Consider the following 17,666-nt stretch of genomic DNA (forward strand, 5'->3'; position numbering starts at 1 on the left):
CTATTAACCTTGATCTGGCATGAAGCGCGCAAAGCCGATGGGAGCATGAGCATGAAGCATATCTGGGGCGTGCTGGCCGCCGGGGCGGTACTGAGCCTTCCGCAAACGGCGCTGGCCGATGTGAAGGCGGGCGTCGACGCGTGGCAGCAGGGCGATTATGCCAAGGCGGTCGCGGTGTGGCAGCCGCTGGCGCAGGCCGGCGATCCCGACGCGCAGTTCAACATGGGTCAGGCCTATAAGCTGGGGCGCGGGGTCAAGACGAACCCCGGCGCGGCGATCGACTGGTATCGCAAGGCCGCCGCCCAGGGCCATAGCCGGGCCGAGGACAATCTGGGCCTGCTGATGTTCCAGCAGGGCGACCGGGCGGGCGCCCTGCCCTATTTGCAGCGCGCCGCCGACCGGGGCGAGCCGCGCGCGCAATATATCGTCGGCACGGCGCTGTTCAATGGAGATCTGGCCGCGAAAAACTGGGTCCGGGCCTATGCGCTGATGACGCGGGCGTCCGACTCCGGCCTCGCGCAGGCGAAGGCCAGCCTGGGACAGATGGACAAATATATCCCGCAGGAGCAGCGCGATCAGGGCATCGCCATGGCGCGATCGATGGCGGCGCAGCAACAGACAGCGCAGGCAGGCGACGATTCGCGGCAGAGCGCCGCCATCTCCCGCGAGGCGCCCACGCGGCTGCGGACGGCCGAATTACCTCCTTCCAGCACGGCGCCCTCCAATCCACCCGCCAGGCCGAAGCCGGTCGAAGCGGCGCCGGTGGCCAGGCCCCCGGTGAAGGCCGCCGCGGCCAAGCCCGCCTTGCCGCGAGCAGCCGGCGGCGGCAACTGGCGGGTGCAGATCGGCGCCTTCAGCGCGGAGGCTCGCGCCCGGACGCTCTGGAGCCAGCTCAGCGCCAGGGTAAGCGGCCTGTCGGGCTATCAGCCCTATATCTTGACGAGCGGCGGCGTGACCCGGCTTCAGGCGGGACCATTGGCAAGCGGCGCGGACGCGTCGAAGCTATGTGGGGCGATTAAGGCGGCAGGCGCGGAGTGCATGCCGAAGAAGATGTGAATATTGCTACCGCTTGGAACTTTATTTCAAGCGTGGCATAAGGCGGCTTCAGGATTGGAGCCTCGGCATGACAGGGAAAGAGCAAGCAACGGTCGCCGCGCTGGTAGAGATAGTGCTCGGCGCGGACGCAGCGTCGCAGGCGCTGGCAGCGCTCGCCATCGACCCGGACCTGATGGCTGAAGGGACGCCGACGGTTTCACGCGGCGCCTTTGCCATGGCGATGAATGTCGTGCTGTTTCATGACCTGCTGGAGCGCGTGCCGAGCGGGGCCGCCTATGTGGCTGACCGGACGGCCCGCGGAGGCAAGGTGACGTTCGATCATGGCGCGCTGCGGACGGTGCGCCTGCCGGAAGGGCCGACCGGCGCTTTGCCGCCCGGCGAAGAGGCCTTCACCCGCATATTCCTGCCGCTGGGCTATGAAATGGCCGCCATCTATCCGCTGGACCGCCTGCGGATGACCGGGAGGGCCTATCGCCACGCCGACTGGCCGGAGGCTATTCCGCAATTCTTCCTGTCTGAACTGCATGTCGATCGTTTCGATCCCGAATTTGCAGAGGTCGCGGCGCGGGTGTTCGGCACCTCGCGCGATCCGCTGACGACGGAGGCGCAGGCGGTTCTGGCACGTTATGCGGCGGGCGAGGATGTGACTTTCGCGGATGCCGCCGCCGCATTGCCGGTAATCGTCAGCGCCTTCGACCGGCAGCATGAGCCGGCCAGCATTGGGGATTATGAACTGCTGCTCTCCCGCTCCCACGAAGCGGCGTGGATCGCGACCGAGGGCAATGCCTTCAACCATGCGACCGACCGGGTGGCCGATGTCGCCGGGCTGGCGGAGCGGCTGAAGGCGGACGACTGGCCGATGAAGGAAAAGCTGGAAGTGTCGCGCACCGGGCGGGTGCGGCAGACCGCCTTCCGGGCCGACACGGTCGAGCGGCTGTTTGCGGGGCATGAACTGCGCCGGGTGCCGGGGTCCTTCTACGAATTCATCAGCCGCGACATCGATCCGGAGACGGGAGGCCTTGATCTGGCCTTCGACACCGGCAATGCGACCGGGATTTTCGCCATGACCAGCGCGAAGCCCGACTGACGGGTTGATCGGCGCGACGGCTTAGGGCAACGCCAGCCTATCTGTTCGGGGAGGCGTTGCTTTGACATTATCGGTTGTCCCATCCTGGGTGCTCACTCTGGTCTGCGGCGATCGGGTGGGCATCGTTGCGGCGGTGAGTCAGTTTCTGGCCGAGCGCGGCGGCTTCATTACCGACAGCCAGCAATATGCCGACCGGGAGGCCGACCGCTTCTTCATGCGCGTCGCGTTCGAGGCGACCGATGAGCGCATGGGCGACACCGACCGGCTGCGGCAGGAATTTGCGGCGGTGGGAACGCGCTTCGCCATGGACTGGCGGCTGACGGCGGCGGACGAAAAGCCGCGCATGCTGATCGCCGTGTCCAAGGGATCGCACTGCCTCGCCGACCTGCTGCATCGCTGGCAGACGGGGACGCTGGCGGTCGACATCATGGGCGTGGCGTCCAACCATCCCGACATGCGCCGGATCACCGAATGGCACGGCATTCCCTATCATGAACTGCCGCCCAACGGCGACAAGGCGGCGCAGGAAGCCGCGCTGCTCGGCCTGTTCGAACGGACGCGGTCGGAATATCTGATCCTGGCGCGCTATATGCAGGTGCTGTCCGAAGGGCTGGTCGACAAGCTGGAAGGACGCTGCGTCAACATCCATCACAGCTTCCTGCCGGGCTTCAAGGGTGCGCGCCCCTATCACCGCGCGCATGAGCGCGGCGTCAAGCTGATCGGAGCGACGGCCCATTTCGTGACCGCCGACCTCGACGAAGGGCCCATCATCGAACAGGCGGTAGAGCGTGTCGACCACCGTGCCACGGCAGAGGACATGATCCGCATCGGCCGCGACATAGAAGCGCAGGTGCTGGCCCGCGCAGTAAGCTGGCTGGCCGACCGGCGGGTCCTGCTGAATGGCGGAAAGACGGTGGTTTTCCGCTAAAGGCTACAAACCAAGGCGGATCCAAAATTCATCGGGCTTGACTGGCGCAGCCTGCTCGGACGCGCGATCTGTGCGCGTCCAGGATGAATGCGGAATGTGAATCTGCTGGCCAATCGCGGCATGGCGCCGCCGGTTGGCACGGGAAACAGTCTTGGTCATCGTCTTCTCCTGATGCGGAGGAACACGAAACCTTGCGTGGTCGCTTCAGTGCCGTGCGCTTTAGCCGTTGATGACGCGGAGCAAGCTGACATCCTTCAAAAGCCGCGGAGCCTAAGCTCACGCATATCTCTACTCATGCAATAGAGAGGCGGAAAGATAACTTTGCTTTATGAGGGGTAGAGTGCAGCTTTTGTGGCCCGCCACGCATAAGCAGGATAACGGCACATAAAAGCTTCAGACAAAGCGCCCATGCCATAAAAGCGGCAAGGGATGAGGGAGAGCGGCGCGTCAGAACGCTACATTATAGATGAACCAGCCCATGATCAGCAGGCTCGTCACCACGCAAACCCGATCACCAAAAATGTCGATCCGCGACATCATTCACATCCTTCCTCTTTCGCGCGATCTTGCGTCGCTTCGTTCAAGAAGGATAAACCATGTGGGCGCGTAAAGAAATAGCTGAATTGCGGTAAAAAAGGCCCGATCAGCGACGAATTGAAAAAGAATGCCCCGCAATCCCCCTCGCGGTGCGCGGAAAAGGGCCGCCTGCTTCAGCGCAGGTGCAAACCCCTTCCTCTATGACGGCTTATCGGAATGCGGAGCTGCGATGCTTCAGGAATGATTCGGTGGCCTCCTGCGGGCCGCGATAAGCCTCCTGAAACTCGGCGCTCCAATATTTGAGGTCGTCAAGATCGATCCGTGCACCAGAAACTGCGCAAATCACAAATTGCCCTGGGCGCATGATGTCGAAATGCGGCGTATCATAGCGCAACACCGCCAGTCCCTGAATATCTGCCATCAGTTGCCGGTCAGGATGCGATCGACCAGCTGCTTCACGGTCGGCACGAACCCGTTTGAATAGAAGGGATCCTGCTTGAACTTATAGGCACCGTGGCCAGCGAAGAGCAGATTCTTGTCCAGGTCGCCGCCATGAACGGCTTCCTGCAAGGACTTCTGGATGCAGAAGCTGCGCGGATCAGCCAGACGGCCAGTCGAGTTGGTCTCGCTGTCCATCCAGCTGGAGAAGGCGCACTGGCTGAGACATCCCATGCAGTCGGTCTGATCCTTGCGGATTTCGGCCTTTTCCTCCTCGGTCACGAAGACCAGCGTGTTGTCCGGCGTCTTGAGCGCGGAGGTGAAACCCTGCCCCACCCACTCGCGGGCGCGCAGCAGGTCACCCCGCGTCACCCAGAAATTCCTGCCCTTCACGCCCGCGTCGAGTTGATGCGTGTGGTCGCCCGCCTGCTCCGTACTGAACGGAATCTGGCGTTCGGACCGCGCTTCGAGCTGACGCAGGAAGGGGTTGCGGACCGCCGAGCTGTAGAAGCCGGTCGGCGAGAAACGGTGCAGCAGCACGTCGCCCGGCTCCAGCTGGGTAAGACGCTGTTTCCATTCGTCGGGAATCGGGCTTTCCTGAGTCAGCAGCGGACGGGTGCCGAACTGAAAGGCGATGGCGCCGAGTTCCGGATTGTCGATCCAGTCGTTCCAGTCCTTGAGGTGCCAGACGCCGCCCGCCATGACGATCGGCACGTCGTCGGAAATGCCGCCTTCGCGCATGGTGGCGCGCAGGTCCCGCACGCGGGGATAGGGGTCCTGCGGAACCTTGGGATCTTCAGCGTTGGAGAGGCCGTTGTGGCCGCCCGCCAGCCAGGGATCTTCATAGACGACGGCCGCCAGCCATTCCGACGCCTTGGAATAGGCGCGCTTCCATAGCGCGCGGAAGGCGCGGCCGGAGCTGACGATGGGAAGATAGTTGACGCCGTAGGAAGCGGCGATTTCCGACAGCTTATAGGGCATGCCAGCGCCGCAGGTGACGCCCGCGACCATGCCCCTGGTCTTTTCGAGAACGCCGTGGAGGACGCGCTGGGCGCCGCCCATTTCCCAGAGGACATTGATGTTGATCGCGCCCTTGCCGCCTGCAATTTCGAAGGCGCGCTTCACCTGCTCGACCGCACCGTCGATGGCATAGGCGATCAGTTCTTCGTGCCGATCGCGGCGGGTGCGGCCGTGATAGATCTGGGGGATGACGTTGCCGAAGCTGTCATAGCTGTCCGCATTGACCGCCGACACCGTGCCGATGCCGCCGGCCGCCGCCCAGGCGCCGGAGCTGGCATGGTTGGAAACGGCTACGCCCTTGCCGCCCTCGACCAGCGGCCACACTTCGCGACCGCCGTAGATGATGGGCTTCAACCCCTTGAACAACGCAATCTCCCAGCGCAAAAATCCCGTGGCCGCCAGCCACGTAAACGCCGCCCTATAGCAGCTTTGCTAAAATAGGGCGAATTTTCCGGCGGCGCCCTACCGCAAAATATGGGGGCTGGATAGTGCCTGACCATAAAGCGTCGCATAGGCGGCGACCATCGCCTCCTCCGTAAAATCGCGACGGGCGCGATGGCGGTTCGCGTTGCCCAGGCGGAGGCGAAGGTCTGGATCGGCGGCCAGCGCTCCCAGCGCCGCGCTCAGCCCCGCTTCGTCCGGGACGATGAAGGGACGGTTTTCGGGCGCGACCATATGGGCGACGTCGCCGACATTGGTGGAAGCGACGGGCAGGCCCGCGGCCATCGCCTCCACCAGCGAGATCGGAAACTGCTCGCTGTCGGACGAGAGCGCGAACAGGTCGAACAGGCCCATGAAGCGCCAGGGTTCGCTCATGAAGCCGGGCAGGCAGATGTCGGTGAGGCCCTGGGCCTGGGCTTCGGCCAGAATGGCGTCGCGATCCGGCCCCTCCCCTATCACCACCAGTTGCAGCCGGTCGCGATGCGGCGCAAGAGCGCGGACGAGACGCGGAATGTTCTTGACCGGACGCAGGCCTGCCAGCGTCCCGACGAGGAGCTTGCCCGGCGCGCGGAGGAGGCCCGGAACGGCGTCCGGCGCGCAGGGTTCGGCATAGCGCGCCGTGTCGATGCCGTTGCGGATCAGATGAACCCGGGCCGGAGGTTGGCGCCAGACCTGCCGGGCGATGCCGTCGAGGCGGATCGAGGGTACGACCAGCGCGTGGGCGCGCTGGAGCGCGAGGCGGCGGTAGAGATTGCGCTGGGGCTTGAGACCGGCGGTCTCGTCCGCGTTGAAGCCGTCCTCATGGTGGATCAGGGGCGGAAGGTTGAGAGACGGGGCATGCAGGCGATGCGCCATGACCGCGTCCATCGCGCCCCAATTATAGCTGAGGACAAGGTCATAGCCGGACAGGAATTGCGCAATGGCCCTGAACCGCCTGAGGCCGGGCTTGCCGGCGAGCGGCGGCGATTCGGGGAAATCGGTTTGAAGGCCCGGATCGATCGCGTCCCGGGCGCTCATCAGATGCGGGGCGGCGCTGACGATGCTATGGCGCGCGCGGTCGCCCCAAAGGTTCATCAACCGGACGGCGCGGGCTTCCTTTCCGCCCAGAGAGAAGCTGCCATGGACATGAAGCAGCCGGGGCGGTTCAGTCATTCATGACCCGCGCAAGCAGCCGGTCGACGGCGAAGACGGCGGCAGGCTCGTCCAGAACGGGAGCGTGGCCGACATGGGGGACGACGGCATAGTCGGCGTCGGCTCCCGCCTCCTGCGCCATGCGCGTGGCGGTGGCATCGGTCAGAATGTCGGAGCGCTCGCCCCGCAGGATCAGCGTCGGGATGCCGCTGAAGGCCTTCATCACCGGCCACATGTCGACCCCGGCTTCATCGCCGGCGACGCGCAGCGGCTCGGCGATGCGCATGTCGTAATCGAGCACGACGCGCCCGGCATTGTTGAGCCGGTAAAGGCGGTGCGCCATGGCCAGCCATTGCTCCAGACCATAGGCGGGATACACATCCCGGTTCGCCTCCTCCAGCGCGCGGGCGGCGTGGACCCAGCTGGGGTGCGACTGGCCGACGCCGACATAGGTGCGGATGCGGGCAAGGCCCGCCTCCTCCAGCGTCGGACCGGCATCGTTGAGCAATGCACCCGCCAGCCATTCGCGATGGGTCGCGGCGATCAACATGGTGATGATCGCGCCCAGCGAGGTGCCGATGGCGACGAAGCGGGTGATCGCAAGGTCGGCCAGCAAGCGGCTGATATCCTGCAGATAAGTCAGCGGGACATAGCTCATCGGGTCCTTGGCCTGCGCGCTTTCGCCGCGGCCGCGCATGTCGGGGCAGATGAGGCGCCATTGCCCGCCCAGACGATCCGCCAGCGGTTCGAAATCGCGGGCGTTGCGGGTCAGGCCCGGCAGGCAGAGCAAGGGCGGGCGGCCATCCTCCGCCCCGGCATAATCGCGATAATGGAGCCTCAGGCCATCGGGCGACCACCAATATCCGTCGGTGTAATTGCTCAAGCTGCTTGATCCTTAAGGCCTTCGTCCCACATATCGCCGCATGCGCTCTCCCCTGCAAGCCTCCGAATTTCGCGCCGCGAATGAAATCGCCGCGCTGCAACCCGACTTTGCCGATCCGGTTGCGGCGGCGGACTTTCCACAGGCGATCCTGCGCTTCCGCAATGACCGATGGGCGCCCGCGGTCGGGCTTGAGGGCCTGAGCGATGAAGAATGGGTCGCGCATTTCGGGCGGTTTCAGCCGCTGGAGGGATCGCTGCCGGGACCGCTGGCGCTGCGCTATCACGGGCACCAGTTCCGGGTGTATAATCCCGATATCGGCGACGGGCGCGGCTTCCTGTTCGCTCAGCTGCGCGATGGCGCCGGGCGGTTGCTGGACCTCGGCACCAAGGGGTCAGGACAGACGCCCTACAGCCGCTTCGGGGATGGACGACTGACGCTGAAAGGCGGGGTACGCGAGATATTGGCGACCGAGATGCTGGAGGCGCTGGGCGTCAATACGTCCAAAACCTTCTCCATCATCGAGACGGGCGAGGCGCTGGAGCGCAATGACGAGCCATCCCCTACCCGCGCCGCCGTCATGGTGCGGCTCAGCCATTCGCATATCCGCATCGGATCGTTCCAGCGGGCGGCCTATCATGATGACAAGGCCCTGCTGGAGCGGCTGGTCGATTATGCGCTGACGAAACTCTATGGCGAAGCGCCGGGGGACAATCCGCCCGCGCAATTGCTGGGACGCGTGGTGGAGCGGACCGCCGATCTGGCGGCGAGCTATATGGTCGCGGGCTTCGTGCATGGCGTGCTCAACAGCGACAATATCAATGTGACGGGCGAGAGTTTCGATTATGGACCGTGGCGCTTCACGCCGCTTTGGGAGCCGGGCTTTACCGCCGCCTATTTCGACCATGCGGGCCTCTACGCGTTCGGGCGGCAGGCCGAAGCGATCCATTGGGATGTGGCGCAACTGGCGGTGTCGCTGCGGCCTCTGGTCGAGGCGGAGCCGCTGATCGCGCAGCTGGAGCGCTTTCCGCAGCTTTATGGTGAGGCGATGGTCCGGCGCTTTTGCTGGCGGCTGGGCGTGGTGCAGGGCGGCGATGCATCGGCCATGGTCGAGGCGGCGGTGCGCGGCATGGTCGGGACGCAACGGCCGATCGACCGCTTCTTTCAGGACTGGCGCGGAGGGGAGCCTCGCGACGGCGCGCCCTATGCGGGCGAGGAATGGGCTGGATTCCGGGAGGCGGTGGCCGGGTTGGAGGCCAGTGGACCGCTCGATCATCCCTATTGGAGTGCCGCTTCGCCCTGCTCCATGCATATCGATGAGGTCGAAGCGATCTGGAGCGCCATCGAAAGGGATGACGACTGGGCGCCGCTCCATGACAAGGTCGCGTCGATCCGGGCCATGGGCGATGCGCTGGGGGATTCGCCTGATTTGCCCTGAGCCCTCCGCCTGCGGCAGCGGGAAGCCCTTCCCTAAGATCGAATTAATTGCCATATCGGTTCCATGTCCGCAGCGCTGACTTCGTTCGAACCCGCCACTGGTGCTCTCTTGTGGCAGGGGACTGCCAGCGACGTCGAGGCAGAGGTCGCCCGCGCCTGTTCCGCCTGGCCAAAATGGGCGGCGCAACCCATCGCCTATCGCATCGAGACGCTGCGCCGCTTCGTCAATGTGGTACGCGCCAATGAAGAGACTCTGGCCGACCTGATCGCGCGCGAAACCGGCAAGCCGTTATGGGATGCGCGGACCGAAGTGACGGCGGTGATGAACAAGGTCGACATTTCCGTCGCCGCCTTTTCCGAACGCACCGGGCAGCGGCGGCTGGAAGCGGCCATGGGCGCGCGACAGTCGGTGCGGCACAAACCCCATGGCGTCATGGCGGTGCTGGGGCCGTATAATTTCCCGGCGCATCTGCCCAATGGCCATATCGTGCCTGCGCTGCTGGCGGGCAATGCGGTGGTGTTCAAGCCTTCGGAAAAGACGCCCGCGGTGGGCGAGATGCTGGTGCGCTTCTATCATGAGGCGGGCGTCCCGGAGGATGCCGTGCGGCTGGTGCTGGGCGGGCCGGACGAGGGCAAGGCTCTGGCGGCGCATCCCGATGTGGGCGGCGTGCTGTTCACCGGATCGGCGCAGACCGGGATTGCCATCAACCGGCAGTTCGCGGCCAATCCGGGCAAGATTCTCGCGCTGGAAATGGGCGGCAATAATCCCATCGTCGCCTGGGACACGGCGGATATCGCCAGCGCGGCGGCGCTGATCGTGCAATCGGCCTTCCTTTCGAGCGGGCAGCGCTGCACGGCGGCGAGCCGGTTGATCGTCAGGGAAAGCCTGGCCGATACGCTCATCGGGGAGGTCAGGAAGCTGGCCGACCGGCTGATCGTGGACCATCCCCATGCCGATCCCGCGCCCTATATGGGGCCGGTGATCGACAATCTGGCGGCGGACCAGCTGACCGAGAGCTTTCTCTATCTGATGAGCAACGGCGGCAGGCCGATCAAGCATATGCAGCGCCCGACCAAGGGACTGCCGTTCGTGACGCCCGCGATCATCGACGTGACGGCGATGGCGGAGCGGCCGGATGTCGAGCTGTTCGGCCCCCTGTTGCAGGTGATCCGTGTGCCAGATTTCGAATCCGCGATCCGGGAGGCGAACAATACGCGCTACGGCCTGTCGGCGGCGCTGGTCGGCGGATCGCCCGAACAATATAACCAGTTCTGGGCGAATATCCGCGCCGGAATCGTCAACTGGAACCGGCCGACCAACGGCGCGTCCTCGTCGGCGCCCTTCGGCGGCGTCGGCATTTCGGGGAATCATCGGCCGAGTGCTTATTATGCGGCGGATTATTGCGCCTATCCGGTGGCTTCCGTGGAGATCGAGCAGCCCCGGGCCTCTATCGGGGTCGGACTTAAGGATATCGATACGAGCGCCATGGGCGACTGAGCGATAGCCGTTCTGTTAGCGCGCCCAAATTTTCCTACGTGCCGGACAAAGCATTCTGAATTGAAACTATGGGATGCTTTCGCCATTTGGCCAGCATGGCTGAAACTGCACCTGCCACTGTCACCCTTGTCGGCGCTGGTCCGGGCGATCCGGAACTGCTGACGCTGCGCGCCGCCCGCCTGATCGGCGCGGCCGAGGTGATCGTGCATGACGGGCTGGTTTCGGCGGAAATATTGGCGCTGGCTTCGCCTGAAGCCGAATTGATCTCGGTCGCCAAGCAGCGCAGCCGCCATAGCGTGCCGCAGGACGGCATCAATGCCCTGCTGGTCGATATGGCGCTGGCCGGGCGCTCGGTCGTGCGATTGAAGGGTGGCGATCCCTTCATCTTCGGGCGCGGTGGCGAGGAAATGGAAGCCTGTCGCGCCGCTGGCGTGCCGGTCGAGATCGTACCGGGGATCAGCGCCGCGATCGGTTCAGCCGCACAAGCCCAGCTTCCCCTCACCCATCGCGAGGCCGCCAGCGCAGTCACCTTTGTCGCTGGCCAGTGCAAGGGGTTGGCGGATCAGGATTGGTCCGGGCTGGCGGGTGCGGGGCGGACGCTCGTTATCTATATGGGCGTGGCGACGGCGGCGGATATCGCCGACAAGCTGATCGCGGACGGCGTCAGCCCCGGCATCCCGGTAGCGGTGCTGGAAAATGGCACGCGCGCCGACATGCGAACCTTACGCACACTGCTCGCCGATCTGGGCGACATGGTGGCGCGGGAGAAGGTGAAGAGTCCGGCGCTGATCGTCGTCGGGGACGTGGCGGCCTATGCGCTGGCGCAGGATGTGCTGCTTCAATATCGGGATTTGATGCCGTCAGAGAGCGGGAAAAGGGTAGAATGAAGATTTTGACCGGGAATGATCTGTCGTCGGGCGATGTCATCTGGTGGGCGGGCGACGGCTGGTCGCGGCAGGTCAGCGAGTCCGTCGATGTAGGCGAAAGGGGTGAAGACCTCGCGCGGGCGGAGGAAGCCGCGCTGCGCGTCGTGGGCGCCTATGTGATCGACGCCACCGTCGATTCGGACGGCGTGCGCCCCGCGCATATCAAGGACCGCATCCGCGCTCTGGGGCCGACCGTTCGCCCCGATCTGACGCTCAAACCGAATGATGCCGATGCCGGCAACTGGGTGATCTGACCATGTATCGTTATGACAGCTACGACCAATCCATCGTCGACGCCCGCGTCGAGGAGTTTCGCGACCAGACCCAGCGCCGTCTGGCCGGGCAGCTGACCGAGGATCAGTTCAAGCCGCTGCGGCTGATGAACGGCCTCTATCTCCAGCTGCACGCCTACATGCTGCGCGTGGCCATTCCCTATGGCACGCTGTCGGGCAGGCAGATGCGCAAGCTGGGCGAAATCGCGGCGAAATATGACAGGGGCTATGGCCATTTCACGACGCGCCAGAACCTTCAGTATAACTGGATCAAGCTGGCCGATGCGCCGGATATTCTGGCCGAACTGGCGACGGTCGAGATGCATGCCATCCAGACCAGCGGCAACTGCATCCGCAATATCTCGTCCGACCAATATGCGGGCGTGTCGGCGGATGAAGTGACCGATCCGCGCCCCTGGGCGGAACTGCTGCGGCAATGGTCGACCTTCCATCCGGAATTCACCTATCTGCCGCGCAAGTTCAAGATCGCGGTGATCGCCAGCGAGGATGACCGTTCGGCGATGCGGCTGCACGACATCGGCCTCAAGCTGGTGTCGCGTGACGGCCGGATCGGTGCGGAAGTCTATGCCGGCGGCGGCATGGGCCGCACGCCGATGGTTGCACCGCAAATCAAGGATTTCGTGCCCGAAGATGAGATCGTCTCTTATCTGGAGGCATGCCTGCGCGTCTATAATCGCTACGGTCGCCGCGACAACAAGTATAAGGCGCGGATCAAGATCCTCGTCCATGAACTGGGGGTCGAGGAATATAAGCGGCAGGTAGAGGAAGAGTATGCGCATATGAAGCAGCTCGGCCTCAACCCGCCGACCGAGGAACTGGACCGCATCCGGCCCTTCTTCGCCAACCCCGCTTATGAGCAGGGCCTGAGCGACGATCTGGACCGCTCCGATCCGGCCTTCGCCCTGTGGGTCGACCGTCAGGTCGCGGCGCACAAGCAGCCGGGCTACGCCATCGTCAACATCAGCCTGAAGCCCAAGGGCGGGATTCCGGGCGACGCTTCGGCCGAGCAGATCGGGCTGGTGGCAGACCTCGCTGAAACCCATTCGTTTGATGAACTGCGCGTGACCCATGCGCAGAACCTCGTCCTGCCGCATGTGAAGAAGGCGGATCTCTACGCCATCTGGCAGAAACTGGACGAAGCTGGTCTGGCGGAGGCCAATCTGGACCTCATCACCGACATCATCGCCTGCCCCGGTCTCGATTATTGCAGCCTTGCCAATGCGCGTTCGATCCCGCTGGCGCAGAAGCTGTCGGAGCGTTTCGCTTCGGCCGAGCGGCAGAAGGACCTGGGCGAGCTGAAGGTCAAGATTTCGGGCTGCATCAACGCCTGCGGCCATCACCATGCCGGTCATATCGGCGTGCTGGGCGTCGACCGGAAGGGCGTGGAGAATTTCCAGCTCTCGCTCGGTGGATCGGGCGCGGAGGATGCCGCCGTCGGCCAGATCACAGGCCCCGGCTTCTCGGAAGATGGCGTCGTGGATGCGATCGAGAAGGTCACGGACCTCTATCTTGCGCAGCGGGAGGAGGGCGAACGCTTCCTCGACACCTATCGCCGTCTTGGCATGAAGCCCTTCAAGGAGGCGATCTATGGTTGAGTTCCTGTCCTTCCGCGACGGAGAAGCCGCGCAGGAACCCGCCGTGACGGTCGAATCCTTCACGGGCCAGTCCAACTCGACCGCGGTGCGGATCGAAGCGGGCGAGGATGCGCGCGAATTGCTGCCTTATCTCGACCGGCTGTCGCTGGTTGAGGTGAATTTCCCGGCTTATGGCGACGGGCGCGGCTATTCGGCGGCGCGCATCCTGCGCGAGGCCGGCTATCAGGGCGAGCTGCGCGCCGTGGGCGATGTGCTGGTGGACCAGCTTGTCGCGATGCGCCGCTGCGGTTTCGACACATTCCGGCCCGACAAGGCGCTGGACGATGCCGCCGTGGAGCGTGCGCTCAATCGTTATGCCGACGTCTATCAGAAGACCGTCGACGGCCGCCGCCCGGTATGGGCGAAGCGGCATCCGGAGACTGTGAATGGCTGAACCCGCCCGCCAGCTTGACGTGATCGACGCCCGCCCCGCCTTTACCCAGGCCGATGCGGACGCGCTCAACGCGCGTTTCGAAGGTGTCGACACGCTGTCGATGCTCAAGACCGTCTTTGCCGAAGGGCTGGCCGGGAATGTGGCGGTCGTGTCGTCCTTCGGCACGGAAAGCGCCGTGCTGCTCTCGCTGATCGCCAAGGCGGACAAGAGCGTGCCGGTGATCTTCGTCGACACGCTCAAGATGTTTGCCGAGACGCTGGATTATCGGGAGACGTTGATCAACACGCTGGGTTTCACCGACAGCCGGGCCGTGGTGCCCAATGCGGAAGTGCTGGCGAAGAAGGACGAGACCGGCCTGCGCTGGTCCTACGACCCCGATGGTTGCTGCGAAATCCGTAAGGTCGAGCCGATGGCCCGCGCCAAGGAAGGCCTCGACGCCTGGATTTCCGGGCGCAAGGCGTTCCAGTCGGTGACCCGGCAGAACCTGCCCCGCTTCGAGGTCGAGGATGGGCGGCTGAAGATCAATCCGCTGGGTGATTGGACCAAGGACGATCTGGAAGCCTGGTTCGAGGCGGAAAATCTGCCGCGCCATCCGCTGGAGGCGCAGGGCTATCTCTCCATCGGCTGCGAACCCTGCACGTCCAAGGTGCTGCCGGGTGAAGACCCGCGGGCCGGGCGCTGGCGCGGGTGGGACAAGGTGGAGTGCGGCATTCACTCGCCGGTGACGCCCATCCCTTCGCCAGCGGCCGATCCGGACGATCCGGCCAACCAGCCGGTGTTCTGATAGCTTTCAATCCTCTCCATCGGCTGATGGGGAGGATTTTTGCGTAACCTGAACTATTTCCCGACCATTGCCATACAGTTGTTCAACAACTAACCGTTGCGCCTGCAAAGGGAGCAACGCCATGAGAATATTCGCACGGGTTTCAATCCTGGCTCTGGCCTTGGCGGCGTTCGGGCCGCCGCTGGGCGCGCAGATCGATCCGATGACCCCTGATACGGTCAAGGTTTACGACCCGGCGCGCGAGCAGGCCGATTATATCCGGCGCGAAGTGATGATCCCGATGCGCGATGGAGTGAAGCTGTTCACCGTCATCGTCATGCGCAAGGGCACAAAGCATGGCCCGATCCTGCTCAGCCGCACGCCCTATAATGCGGGCAAGTCTACCTCCCGCAACCGCAGCCAGAAGATCGAGGAAATCCTGCCCGTCTCCGACGCCGAGTTCGTCAATGACGGCTATATCCGCGTCTATCAGGATGTGCGCGGGCTGGATGGCTCCGAGGGCGACTATGTGATGACCCGCCCCTTGCGCGGGCCGCTGAATCATACCCAGGTCGACCATAGCACCGATGCCTATGACACCATCGACTGGCTTGTGAAGAATGTACCGGAAAGCAATGGAAAGGTTGGGATAACTGGCTCATCCTATCTGGGCTTCACCTCGCTGATGGCGCTGATCGATCCCCATCCTGCGCTAAAGGCTGCCGTTCCGCAAAGCCCGATGGTGGATGGCTGGATCGGGGACGACTGGTTCCACAACGGCGCGTTTCGCCAGCCCAATTTCAACTATGTTCTGGGCCAGACCGCAAAGAAGGGCGGCGGCGGCGTGCCCTATGGAACGGGCGACGAATATGACGCCTATCTGGCCGAGGGATCGGCGGGTGATTTCGCGCGGGCCTATGGGCTGGACACTTTTCCTTTCTCCCGCAAGCTGATGGAGCATCCTGCTTATGACAGCTTCTGGCAGGAGCAGGCCGTCGACAAGCTGCTTGGCCGACGCAAGCTGACCGTGCCGACCATGCTGGTGGTCGGACAGTGGGACCAGGAGGACAGCTATGGCGCGCCCGCGGTCTACAAGGCACTGGAGCCGCAGGACAGAAATAACGACATGGTAAGCCTGGTCATCGGGCCATGGCGGCATAGCGGCGTCAACTATGATGGGTCGCATCTGGGGGATCTCGATTTCGCAGGCGACACCGGACTCCAGTTCCGCCGTGACTATATGAAACCCTTTCTCGATCATTATTTGAAAGACAATCCTGCCAAGAGATATAAGGTCCCAGGGGCGCTTACCTATGAAACCGGAGCCGACAGATGGCAGGTGATGGCGAAGTGGCCGGGAGGCAAAGCAACGCCGCTCTATCTTTCAGCGAGCAACGGTTTGAGCTGGACCAAGCCAGGGATCGAGGGCAGCGACAGCTATGTGTCTGATCCGGCCAAGCCCGTGCCCTACCTTCCCCGCCCCGTCCTGCCGAACAAGGATGATGCGTGGAAGACCTGGCTGGTGAAGGACCAGCGTTTCGTCGCCGGGCGGCCCGATATGCTGACCTATGTTACGCCGGTGCTGGACAAGCCGGTGCATATCGCCGGGCAACCGATAGTTGACCTGTTCGCCGCCACGAGCGGTACGGACAGCGACTGGGTGGTCAAGCTGATCGACGTCTATCCGGAACAATATAGCAATGTGCCGAAAATGGCGGGCTATCAGCTGCCCATCGGGATAGAGATCTATCGCGGGCGCTATCTCCATGGCTTCGACAGGCCGGAGGCTTTAGTGCCGGGCAAGGTCGAAAACTACAGGTTCGGCCTGCCCAATGTGAACCATCTCTTCCAGCCCGGCCACCGGATCATGGTGACGGTGCAGTCGAGCCTGTTCCCGCTCTACGACCGCAATCCGCAAAGCTTCGTGCCGTCGATCTTCAATGCGAAGAAGGACGACTACAAGATTGCAACGCAAAGCGTGCATTATGGCGCAGGCAGCGCGAGCGCGATATGGTTGCCGGTAATGGGCGACTGAAAGGGGAAATGACATGGCCGTCGAACTGAAGATATTGGCGTGGAGCTGCGTGCTGTTGTTGGCTCACATCTTCGCGGCAGCGCATATCAAGACCCGCCAATATGGTACCAAATGGAATATGGGCGCGCGCGACGAGGAATTGCCCCCCCTTGATCCCGTCGGCGGGCGACTGGTGCGGGCGCAGGCCAATTTCCTGGAAACCTTTCCCATCGCGATCATCACGCTGCTGGGCGTGGTGATCGCGGGAAAGACCAACGGATTGACTGCCATCGGCGGATGGATGTGGCTGGGGGCGCGGATCGTGTATCTGCCGCTTTATGGCATGGGCGTGCCGGTCGTGCGAACCGTTGCCTATCTGGTCAGTATGATCGGGCTGGCACTGGTTTTTCAGGCCTTCGTCGGCTGATAGCCCGTTCAGTCGAGCATGTGATCGAGAGCGTTGGCAACCGCCGTCATTCCCGCCAGATTGGGATGATAGGGAACGAATCCGGTCGAATTCGCAGAACCGGCGAAACCGTTCATCCATGGATCGCGCGCGCAAATATCATGACCATGGGTGATGCGGGACGCCTGCAACAGCTCAACACCTGATTGGCCAGCGATTTGCGCCGTCAGCCGGGCCAGACGCGCAGCGATCGCCCGGCTCCTGTCCGCCTGTTGCGGCGGCAACGGCGACGCCCGGCATTGTCCTTCATCCGGCAGGACTGCAGGATAATCGTTGACGATGATCCGCGCCTGGGGTGCGCGGCGGCGCATTTCCGCAAGCATGGCCCGCATACGGGCTTCCAGTTGCTGCCAGTCCTGCTCGCCCGGATCGACGACGGGCAGACAGGAACTGCCGCCGATCGCACGGCATGACGCGCCTATCAACCCGCCAATATAACCGACATCATTGCCGCCGACCGTAACGGTAACCAACGAGGTGTCCTGCGTCAGCGCGTCGAGTTGCGGCGGCAGTTCGCTCCATTTTTCCAGCAGATGAAGGGCTTTGGCGCCACTGCAACTGACATCCGTCAACCTAAACCCGCGTTTGCGAGCCAGCTGATGTGCATAATTGTCCCAAGATCGGGCGCAACGCGTTGGCGGCGTGTCGGCGGTCTGCGTGATGCCCGGTCCGGCGGCGAAGGAACTCCCCATCGCAACATATTTTGCGCCCGGGCCGAGGGAA

Annotated in this window: 18 protein-coding genes; 12 read left to right on the forward strand and 6 right to left on the reverse strand. The window is 63.7% G+C overall.

Translation table 11 applies throughout. The annotated features are described in order from the left end of the window. Nucleotides 1-45 precede the first annotated feature (45 nt). The 3 genes from ACFC3J_RS07365 to purU all read left to right on the forward strand — a co-directional run bounded on the left by ACFC3J_RS07365 (nucleotide 46) and on the right by purU (nucleotide 3,071). Nucleotides 46-1,056, forward strand: coding sequence for an SPOR domain-containing protein (locus ACFC3J_RS07365; protein ID WP_375195543.1), 1,011 nt, complete (start codon nucleotides 46-48; stop codon nucleotides 1,054-1,056). A gap of 67 nt (nucleotides 1,057-1,123) precedes the next feature. Then, complete coding sequence (locus tag ACFC3J_RS07370) at nucleotides 1,124-2,143, forward strand: DUF1338 domain-containing protein (protein WP_375195544.1); 1,020 nt, start codon at nucleotides 1,124-1,126, stop codon at nucleotides 2,141-2,143. 88 nt (nucleotides 2,144-2,231) lie between these two features. Beyond that, complete coding sequence (gene purU / locus ACFC3J_RS07375; protein ID WP_375195561.1) at nucleotides 2,232-3,071, forward strand: formyltetrahydrofolate deformylase; 840 nt, start codon at nucleotides 2,232-2,234, stop codon at nucleotides 3,069-3,071. Nucleotides 3,072-3,074: 3 nt separating this feature from the next. Here purU and ACFC3J_RS07380 read toward each other — a convergent pair whose 3' ends face one another. The 5 genes from ACFC3J_RS07380 to ACFC3J_RS07400 all read right to left on the reverse strand — a co-directional run bounded on the left by ACFC3J_RS07380 (nucleotide 3,075) and on the right by ACFC3J_RS07400 (nucleotide 7,521). After that, on the reverse strand, nucleotides 3,075-3,230 hold the full coding sequence (locus tag ACFC3J_RS07380; protein WP_375195545.1) for a hypothetical protein: 156 nt from the start codon (nucleotides 3,228-3,230) through the stop codon (nucleotides 3,075-3,077). Between the two features lie 586 nt (nucleotides 3,231-3,816). Then, a complete protein-coding gene (locus ACFC3J_RS07385) occupies nucleotides 3,817-4,029 on the reverse strand; it encodes a DUF2093 domain-containing protein (RefSeq protein ID WP_375195546.1) in 213 nt (70 codons plus the stop codon). Further along, nucleotides 4,029-5,432, reverse strand: a complete 1,404-nt coding sequence (locus tag ACFC3J_RS07390) for an NAD(P)H-dependent flavin oxidoreductase (RefSeq protein WP_375195547.1) — start codon at nucleotides 5,430-5,432, stop codon at nucleotides 4,029-4,031. The genes ACFC3J_RS07385 and ACFC3J_RS07390 overlap by 1 nt, the downstream gene beginning before the upstream one ends. Nucleotides 5,433-5,528: 96 nt before the next feature. Beyond that, a complete protein-coding gene (locus tag ACFC3J_RS07395) occupies nucleotides 5,529-6,659 on the reverse strand; it encodes a glycosyltransferase (protein ID WP_375195548.1) in 1,131 nt (376 codons plus the stop codon). After that, nucleotides 6,652-7,521, reverse strand: a complete 870-nt coding sequence (locus ACFC3J_RS07400) for an alpha/beta fold hydrolase (protein ID WP_375195549.1) — start codon at nucleotides 7,519-7,521, stop codon at nucleotides 6,652-6,654. The genes ACFC3J_RS07395 and ACFC3J_RS07400 overlap by 8 nt, the downstream gene beginning before the upstream one ends. A 40-nt stretch (nucleotides 7,522-7,561) precedes the next feature. Between ACFC3J_RS07400 and ACFC3J_RS07405 the strand changes: the two genes are divergently transcribed. The 9 genes from ACFC3J_RS07405 (at nucleotide 7,562) to ACFC3J_RS07445 (ending at nucleotide 16,904) form a co-directional block, all read left to right on the forward strand. Next, nucleotides 7,562-8,956, forward strand: coding sequence for a protein adenylyltransferase SelO (locus ACFC3J_RS07405; RefSeq protein WP_375195550.1), 1,395 nt, complete (start codon nucleotides 7,562-7,564; stop codon nucleotides 8,954-8,956). Between the two features lie 63 nt (nucleotides 8,957-9,019). Next, complete coding sequence (astD, locus tag ACFC3J_RS07410; protein WP_375195551.1) at nucleotides 9,020-10,453, forward strand: succinylglutamate-semialdehyde dehydrogenase; 1,434 nt, start codon at nucleotides 9,020-9,022, stop codon at nucleotides 10,451-10,453. A 95-nt stretch (nucleotides 10,454-10,548) separates the two neighbouring features. Continuing rightward, nucleotides 10,549-11,340 (forward strand): uroporphyrinogen-III C-methyltransferase, encoded by a 792-nt coding sequence (gene cobA / locus ACFC3J_RS07415; protein WP_375195552.1) that lies wholly within the window; start codon nucleotides 10,549-10,551, stop codon nucleotides 11,338-11,340. Beyond that, nucleotides 11,337-11,633 carry a DUF2849 domain-containing protein gene (locus ACFC3J_RS07420; RefSeq protein WP_375195553.1) on the forward strand — a complete coding sequence of 99 codons (297 nt, stop codon included), beginning with the start codon at nucleotides 11,337-11,339 and terminating at the stop codon, nucleotides 11,631-11,633. Before cobA ends, ACFC3J_RS07420 begins: the two co-directional genes overlap by 4 nt. Before the next feature lie 2 nt (nucleotides 11,634-11,635). Further along, nucleotides 11,636-13,267 (forward strand): nitrite/sulfite reductase, encoded by a 1,632-nt coding sequence (locus ACFC3J_RS07425; RefSeq protein WP_375195554.1) that lies wholly within the window; start codon nucleotides 11,636-11,638, stop codon nucleotides 13,265-13,267. After that, nucleotides 13,260-13,700: a DUF934 domain-containing protein gene (locus tag ACFC3J_RS07430; protein WP_192666805.1), complete on the forward strand. Its 441-nt coding sequence runs from the start codon at nucleotides 13,260-13,262 to the stop codon at nucleotides 13,698-13,700. The genes ACFC3J_RS07425 and ACFC3J_RS07430 overlap by 8 nt, the downstream gene beginning before the upstream one ends. After that, nucleotides 13,693-14,484, forward strand: a complete 792-nt coding sequence (locus ACFC3J_RS07435; protein WP_375195555.1) for a phosphoadenylyl-sulfate reductase — start codon at nucleotides 13,693-13,695, stop codon at nucleotides 14,482-14,484. Before ACFC3J_RS07430 ends, ACFC3J_RS07435 begins: the two co-directional genes overlap by 8 nt. A gap of 121 nt (nucleotides 14,485-14,605) precedes the next feature. Next, nucleotides 14,606-16,498 carry a CocE/NonD family hydrolase gene (locus ACFC3J_RS07440; RefSeq protein WP_375195556.1) on the forward strand — a complete coding sequence of 631 codons (1,893 nt, stop codon included), beginning with the start codon at nucleotides 14,606-14,608 and terminating at the stop codon, nucleotides 16,496-16,498. Between the two features lie 13 nt (nucleotides 16,499-16,511). Next, nucleotides 16,512-16,904, forward strand: coding sequence for an MAPEG family protein (locus ACFC3J_RS07445; RefSeq protein WP_375195557.1), 393 nt, complete (start codon nucleotides 16,512-16,514; stop codon nucleotides 16,902-16,904). A gap of 8 nt (nucleotides 16,905-16,912) precedes the next feature. Here ACFC3J_RS07445 and ACFC3J_RS07450 read toward each other — a convergent pair. Further along, the coding region (locus ACFC3J_RS07450) for an SGNH/GDSL hydrolase family protein (RefSeq protein WP_375195558.1) at nucleotides 16,913-17,666 on the reverse strand (754 nt) is incomplete at its 5' end.

It is taken from the genome of Sphingobium sp., assembly GCF_041987595.1.
Classification (GTDB): Bacteria; Pseudomonadota; Alphaproteobacteria; order Sphingomonadales; family Sphingomonadaceae; genus Sphingobium.